General features: G+C 65.8%; 4 protein-coding genes. 3 read left to right on the forward strand and 1 reads right to left on the reverse strand.

Annotated elements, in window-relative coordinates:
• Both ABI385_RS17715 and ABI385_RS17720 read left to right on the forward strand, forming a co-directional pair.
• The coding region (locus ABI385_RS17715; protein ID WP_348105086.1) for a glycosyltransferase at positions 1 to 1,032 on the forward strand (1,032 nt) is incomplete at its 5' end.
• Positions 1,033 to 1,299: 267 nt separating this feature from the next.
• Positions 1,300 to 2,970 carry a glycosyltransferase family 39 protein gene (locus ABI385_RS17720; protein ID WP_348105087.1) on the forward strand — a complete coding sequence of 557 codons (1,671 nt, stop codon included), beginning with the start codon at positions 1,300 to 1,302 and terminating at the stop codon, positions 2,968 to 2,970.
• Between the two features lie 86 nt (positions 2,971 to 3,056).
• On the opposite strand, the gene ABI385_RS17725 is transcribed toward ABI385_RS17720, so the two are convergent.
• Positions 3,057 to 6,665, reverse strand: coding sequence for a CDP-glycerol glycerophosphotransferase family protein (locus ABI385_RS17725; RefSeq protein ID WP_348105088.1), 3,609 nt, complete (start codon positions 6,663 to 6,665; stop codon positions 3,057 to 3,059).
• A gap of 310 nt (positions 6,666 to 6,975) precedes the next feature.
• Here ABI385_RS17725 and ABI385_RS17730 point away from each other — a divergent pair.
• The coding region (locus tag ABI385_RS17730; RefSeq protein ID WP_348105089.1) for an ABC transporter permease at positions 6,976 to 7,607 on the forward strand (632 nt) is incomplete at its 3' end.

Here is a 7,607-nt window from a genome sequence, read left to right on the forward strand (position 1 = left end):
TGGGTGCCCTCCAAGCGAGACTGGGTGCGTAAGCGTCGGCTGCTCGAGGGGCGCCTGGCCGAGCTCAGCGTCGACGAGCGTGGCAGGTTGGATGAGTCGCTCAGGAACGAGTGGCGTCGCGTCGTCGGCACGACCCATTTCGACGTCGTCGTCGACTTCAGCGGCTACTCACCCCTCTGGACCTATCTCCTCTCGGTGGCGCCGGCCGGCCGGTGGGCCGTCTTCCAGCACAATGACCTGGCTGCCGACCAGCGTCGTCAAGTGGGGGGACACCGACCGCACGAGAAGAACCTCGCGGGGGTGTTCTCGGCCTACGCGCGCTACGACCGACTGGTGTCGGTGTCCCGGTCATTGCGCGACATCAACGCGCGCAAGCTGGGTCATCTCGCAGAGCACTCGCAGTTCACTTTCGCTCGTAACGCCGTCGACCATCACCGGATCCGATCGGCAGCACTCGAGCCTTTCGGCACCGAGGTGCCACTGGGTGCTGATGACGTCTTCTCCTTCGTCAGCGTGGGGCGACTGTCTCCTGAGAAGAACCACGCACGGATGATCTCGGCCTTTGCCGAGGTACACCGCGCTCACCCAGAAACCCGGCTGGTGATCATCGGAAACGGACCTCTGGCGTCGGCTCTCGAACAACAGGTTGCCGCCTTGGGGCTCATTGAGGCGGTGCACCTCCTCGGGAGCAGCGACAACCCGTGGTCTCTGATGGCGCGATGCGACTGTTTCGTGCTGTCGAGCGACTACGAAGGCCAGCCCATGGTGATCCTCGAAGCCCTCGTGCTTGGTCTGCCTGTCGTGACCACGGGCTTCGACTCAGTAGCATCAGCATTGCCCGAAGGTGTCGGTCGGGTGGTCGACCGGTCGGTCGAGGGTCTGGTCAGAGGGATGGACGACGCTCTCACCGATCTGGTGCCCGCTGGCACGTTCGACCCCGTGGCGTACAACGAGGAGGTCCTGAGTGAGTTCGAGCGTGCGGTCGGGCTGGTCAACGATCGGAACACAGGAACGGCGGGCGGTTCGGCATGACCGGCAGGTCAGCACGAGCCGCGGAGCGGGATGCAACCACCGTTGAGGATCGCGCCATCCGGTACGCATGGCACAGCACGATGGGACCGACTGTGACACTCCCCCTTGCCCGGCCCATCTGGCGCCACCTCGAGGAGCCAGGGCATGACGTGCCGTGGAGCATTCCGGGGGTAGGCCTTGTCTGAGATGGCCACTGTTCCAGACGAGGTACCGCCACCTCTTGGCCCCGCGTCGGGAAAGCCGACGGCACTCGGCCGCGGTGAACTCATGCTGGCAGCCCTCGGTGCCATCGTGGTGTCGAGCGGCTACGTAGGCCTGGCCGCGTGGCACGGAGCGCTGGGCGCGGCGAGGAATGACGACTGGGTCTACTACCGGTTGGCGTTCAACTTCGCGACCACGGGTCGCTTGTCCTTCGACCCCTACACGAGCACCATGCTCGTGGGCCAGGTGGCGATGGCTAGTCCGGTGGTGGCGGTGTTCGGTCAGCAGATCGCGCCCCTGCAGATCGCTGTTGCTGCGCTCTCCGCCCTGACCCTGTGGATGATCTACCGCGTGCTGCGTGACCTCCTGGAGCCCTTCTGGGCCTTGTTCTGTGTCGCCTGTCTGGCCGCCGGGCCGATCTGGGGCAACGTCAGCGTCACCTTCATGTCAGACGTGCCGGCGATGGCGCTGATGGTGCTGGCCCTCTTGGTGGCCGTCCGGGCCTTCCGGGGCCCTGCGATTCGCTGGGGCTGGCTGATCGGCTCGCTCGCGCTCTGTCTCGCCGCCTTCACCGTGCGCGAGTACTCAGCGGCTGCGGCCGGCGCCATCCTGCTCACCCTTCTCATTCGGGGGAGGCGCTCGGTCCGGATCGTGCTGGTGGCGTTCGGGGCCGGCGCCCTCTGGATGGCCGTGGCGGTAGCCCTCTTTCTGTGGCGGGCGACGCTGGTGACCGGCGACCGGGCTTTGGCAGCAGGCCCGTCGACGGACAAGCGGATGGCCGACGTCATCGTCGGTTTCGTCACGACGCTGGGGTTCCTGCTGTTTCCCGTGGTCGTGGCGGTGATCGGCCGCGGCCTGGTGCGCACCCTGCTCCGCTGGGCGCCTCTGCTGGTTGTCCTCGTGGCGGGATTCACCTGGGCCGCCCTGAAGAACGTCCCGCTGTTGACCGGCAACTACATCCGCCTCGGGGGGTCCTACTCCGGCACCTTGACCGGTTCCCCACCGCGGGTCTTCAGCAAGGAGGTGTGGTGGGTCCTTGTCGCGATGGCGAACGTCTCGACGGCCGTGCTGCTCACCCTCCTCGTCGCCCACGTGGTGTCGTCACTGCGTCGACGGGCGACTCCTTCCATCACCTCAGCCGCCGATGGTGACGAGGCGGCTCCAGCGGACACTCCAGCTTCCCTGACCCTGTTCTTCTGCTTCGGACTGGTGACCGTGCTGCTGGCGATCGGCGTCTGCCTCTTCACCGGTGGACGCCCCCTCGACCGTTACGTTCTGCCGGCGGTTCCCTTTCTGGCGGCGGTTGCCGCCTACACCGCGCGACGGTTTCTGCGCTTCTCCGCACGACCGGTGCTGGCGGTGGTCGCGGTACTGGCCATGGGAGGGGTGGGCCTGGCCCAGGTCGACGCGTCAGCCACCTTCGACGGGGCGAAGTGGCGGTTGGGCCAGCAGGTGACGAAGCTCGGGTACGAGCCGGCCACCATCGACGCCGGTTACGAGTGGTTCGGCTTCCACCAGCCTGGCCGGGTGGTCTACCACCCCGTCCGGTCGACCTACCCGTTCTGGGTCACCGACCTGTTTCGAGACGCCCAGCTGTGCGCGTCCGGGCGCTTCGCCCCCCGGCCGGTGCGGGCAACGCCCTACGCCGGCGAGATCTCGCGAGTGACCCAGCGGAGCCTGCTCGGGGTGAGGTACACGCTCTACGCCCGAACGGCCGACCGAGGCTGCCGTCGCTGAGCCCGGAGCCCGGGTGTGTGGTCGATTCTTTGGTGGTCGTGCCCGCGCGTTGCTGACCGAGGGGCTTGCAGGGCTCCAGATCCGACCTACCGGCCCCAGATCGCGTCGACGACTCGGGTTGCGGCCGAGCCATCGTCGCGCGGGGCGAATGTCTCCTTGAACGACGCATAGCGATCGACAAAGTCTGTGGAAACCCGATCGAGGCTCGCCAGTGCGTCGAGCACCTCCTCGGTGGTTGAGAGCAGAGGCCCGGGAGCGATGTTCTCGAAGTCGAGATAGAAGCCACGGGTCTCGCCGGCGTACTCGGCCAGGTCAGGAACGAGGAACAACATCGGCCGCCCGGTGTTCACGTAGTCGAACATCACCGAGGAGTAGTCGGTCACGAGCACGTCCGCCACGATCATCAGGTCGTTGATGTCGGGGTAGCGCGAGACGTCGAGGATGTTGGCCGCAGGCACGCTCGTCAGCCCTGGCGTGTTGCTATGGCCCCTCACGAGCAACGTCGACTCCCCGCCGAAGGCTGCGGCCACCTTGGCGAGGTCGAGGTGGTTGACCAAGGCGTACCCACCCGTCGCGGTCTTGACGTTGTCGCGCCACGTCGGTGCGTAGAGGACAAGCCGCACGTTGTCGGAAACGCCCAACCGGTTACGAACAGCGGCTCGTCGCCTGTCGTCGGCCGAAGTGAGTGCGTCGTTGCGGGGGTAGCCGAGGTTGAGTACCTCGCCTGGGTAGTCAAAAGCATCGGCCAGCGCCTCGGTCGCGAAGTCGTTCTGGGCGAGCAAGACGTCCCAGGCCTGTGGCTCACGACTCATGAGGTCACGGTAGCTGAGTGACAAGTTGGTCATCGGCACATGCTTGCCGATGCGCTTCAGCGGAGTTCCATGCCAGGTCTGGAGGTAGAACTGGTCAGGGCGTTTGCGGTACCAGAAGGGGAAGTTGTTGTTGTTGACCAAGTGGGACGACGTGTGGAGCAGCTTGACGTGCTCGGCACTGCCGATCACCACGGTTTCAGTGCCCTCTGGGGTGACGGCCAGACCATCGGCGACTTCCCAGATCAGCCTGCTGGGGCACCCGCGTGAGCGCAGTTCGTCGTGAATGGCCAACGGGGAGTCCCCGGCGGATCGACCGCCGAAGGTCGAAAAGAGCACGGCGTCGTGCAGCGGACTACGGAGCAGGGCAGGGATCCCATCCCATAGCCGCTTCTGGCCGATTTGTACCATCTCGGTCTCGTCGAGCACCGAGCGGGTGTTGACCCACAACGCTCGCGCCTCCGTGGTGACGGTGAATCGGAAGGCGAGTCGTTCACCCTTGGTCCAGTGCAGGAAGTGTGGGCTGACATCGATGACCGCTGCAGGTCCGACCGAGATCCACAGGCTGCCGGCGGGCGTATCGGCCGAAGCGAGTAACCGCAGGGACCAGCCAGCGGTCGGCCGGGCGACCTCGTGACCGAAGAGCGAGGTCGTCACCGTGAAGGTGGCGGTGAAGGACGAGGTGTGGGGGTCGTGCTGCATCGAGTCGGGCTGCCAGAGGCCGTGGTCCGAGACGAGCGCCAGTGCAAACGGCTGGCCAAGGGGGGGCTCCGCCTGACCGTGGACGGTGAAGGCACGGGCGTCGGCTGCCACGTCGACCTTGGTGACGCTGGCCTGCATCTTGCTGTCGAGCAGTCTCAAACGACCCGTCGTGAGCGTGGTGAGACGCAGGCGCCGCTCACCGGCGTCCGACGCCAGGTCGGTGCTCGAGCCCTCGAAGTCGACCGGAAGGCGTTGATCACCGACGTGGGCGCGAATGCCCCACACGAAGCTTTTCCTGGGGCGAGCGCCCAGCGGTAACGGCGGGAGCTGAAGCGTCGCGCTGAACTGCCCATCGACCATGCTCGTGCTCGCCTGTCGAGTGAGTCCGAACACGCTACAGGAGGCAGAGATGTGAGTGATGGGGGCGCCGTCACGCTCTACAGCTGAGACGGTCAGCTCACGGTCGCGGACGGTGACCGCCGTGGCGATCACGCGGGGTCGGTAGAGATGGAAGTGCAACCCTCGACCGTTCGTAAAGATGGGAACGAGGCGTATGCCGTCGACCAACTCCGACACATCGAGACGATTGGCGGTCCAACGTTTGTCCCAACTGGTTACCGGGCTGCTCCAGACCCGACCCGCGATCTCGAGAGTGAGCTCGAGCGCCCAACCGGGATGGAGCAACGGGTCGTCGTCCATGGCTGGGACCTCTTGGCTGATCCACTCGCACAGGGCAGCGCGGTTGATCCTGATCCGGAAGCCAGACGCAGCCTGCGACGCTGCGCTGTTGTTCGCCAGCTCGTCGAGGGTGGCGTCGCTGAACCGGGTGAGCCGTAGAGGGGGCGTCTGCACTCGATCGTGCTCATCGAGAAAGAAAGCTGTCAGCGAGCTCTCGAAGTGACCGACATCGACACCTGGCACCTGCGCCATACCGCTGACCTCGATGTCGGGTCCGCACAGGCGGTAGCCGAGCAGGGTCACCGTCATCCGGTCGTCAGTCGGACCCGGCCGCAGGTCTGCCGGAGTGGGTCTGAACCGCAGCTCGTCCAGATAGAGCGGTCGGATGACCGTCGGTGTCGCGAGGAGGTCCAGGAGGGCGCCGTCGCCGGACTCGGAGCGATGCCGCAGCGCCACGCAGACGTCGTCGCGCTGATCGTCCTCGACCAGTCGGGCGAGCAACCGATCCTGAACGTTGACCCCCGCCCAAGCGGCTTCATCCATGTCCTTGGTCACGTCGCGCACGCCCGAGACCAGGGCGTTCCAGTACTCGGGCCCGGTTCGCGGCACCTCGTTGTAATAGGCCCGCAAGTCCAGACCTACTGACTTGGACTGCCACCTCTCGACGACGTGGGGGTTGGCCCACCTCGTGAGCACCTCGTTGACGTGGCCCATCACCGTCAGCCGGTCGGTCAGGTCGAGGATGCTTGACTTCTGCTGGGTGATCGAGCTGCCGTCATCGCGGACGTACCAGGTGTAGACCACCTGGTGCAGCACGTCGAAGGACCGGGCAGCCGCATACGCCTTGGCCATTGGTTCCTGGTCCTCATAGCGGATGCCCTCGGGGAAAGACGTGACGACCCGGTCGAAGAAGTCACGGCGAAAGAGCTTGTTCCAACTGAACACGTCGGCCAGAATCTGGGGAAACTCATCGAGGTTGGTCGCGCTCCGAGTCCGACGGTGCACGTCCTTGGCCCAAGCGGGTATGAAGCGGTTCGATCCCTTGCGGCGCTCGATGTTGCCGACCGCGAAGTCCGAACCCGTCTCCGCTAGCGACTCCACCATCGTGCGGTAAGCGTGCGCGGGCAGCGTGTCGTCGGAGTCGGCGAAGGCGATCCACTGCCCAGTCGCCCTTCGGATGCCGGTGTTCCGGGCGGCCCCCAGGCCGGCGTTCGGCTGCTCGATCACCGTGACCCGTCGGTCCCATCGCGCGTAGCTCCGGGCGATCTGGGCACTGCGGTCGGGGCTGCCGTCGATGACAACGATGATCTCGAGGTCGGAGTAGCTCTGTCGAATGATGCTGTTCAGGCAGCCAGGGAGATAGGCCTCCACGTTGTAGCAGGGCACAATGACCGAGATCGTGCCCTGCCGTGACCGGCTGGTGTCGGACGAACGGAGGTGTTGTCGCAGGGCCGGGTGGAGGCGGACCGTCAGCGCGGCCAGCCGCTGGTGCGGCACGGCACGCATGAGGGCTCTATAGCCACGGCTCGCCCCACGTTTGACGACTCGGCTCGGCTCCACAGACGTCTCCTACTTCCTCGAATGGACGAATCCCCGCATCCCGGTCAAGCAGGGAAGGCACCGCAGTCTTTCATGGCGCACCGTCGACCCAGGTGGTGTCGTCCGGGGAGAACGCGGACGCGCGCTCGTCCAGCGCTTCCGGCGCAGCCTGAACGTCGTCGCAATCAGTAGCGCCTAGACTTCCAGTCGATTCACCCGAGATGACCAGAGAGTAGGACGACAGCCCATGATCCTTGCGCCACAGGTGAAGGGGGTCATGGCTCGTCGTGAGGTGCTGGCGACCCTCGTGCGGCGGGACCTCACGGTCAGGTACGCCGGTAGCCCGATCGGCTATCTCTGGACCATCATCGACCCGTTGGCGATGTCGCTGATCTACTTCGCCGTCTTCGGCCTGATCTTCAAGGGCCGCAGTGCCGGGTACCAGCCCTACGTCCTGTTCATCATCATCGGGGTGCTGGTCTGGCAGTGGTTCTCCCAGTGCGTCAACGAGACGGCGCGGGCCCTGCAGGCCGAAGCGCGGCTCGTGCGGTCGAACAACCTGCCCCGCGAGCTCTGGGTGGTACGGGTCGTCATCGCCAAGGGAATCGAGTTCATCCTCTCGCTGCCGGTGCTCGCGGCCTTCACGCTCTTCTTCGTCCTCAAGGGTGAAGCGCACCTGCACTACCGGTTGCTCCTGCTGCCGTTCGCCGTCGTCATCCAGTTCCTGCTCAGCGTGGGGGTCGGCCTGATACTCGCCCCTGTCACAGTGCTCTTCAACGACACCGCACGGATCGTGCGGATCGCGCTGAGGGTCGGCTTCTACGCCACCCCGATCATCTATGGCAGCCACGCGCTGCCGGCCACCGCCCGCGACGTGCTGATGTTCAACCCGATGACCGGCATCCTCGA

The sequence above is a fragment of the Lapillicoccus sp. genome, from assembly GCF_039935575.1.
In the GTDB taxonomy this organism is placed as follows: Bacteria; Actinomycetota; Actinomycetes; order Actinomycetales; family Dermatophilaceae; genus Lapillicoccus.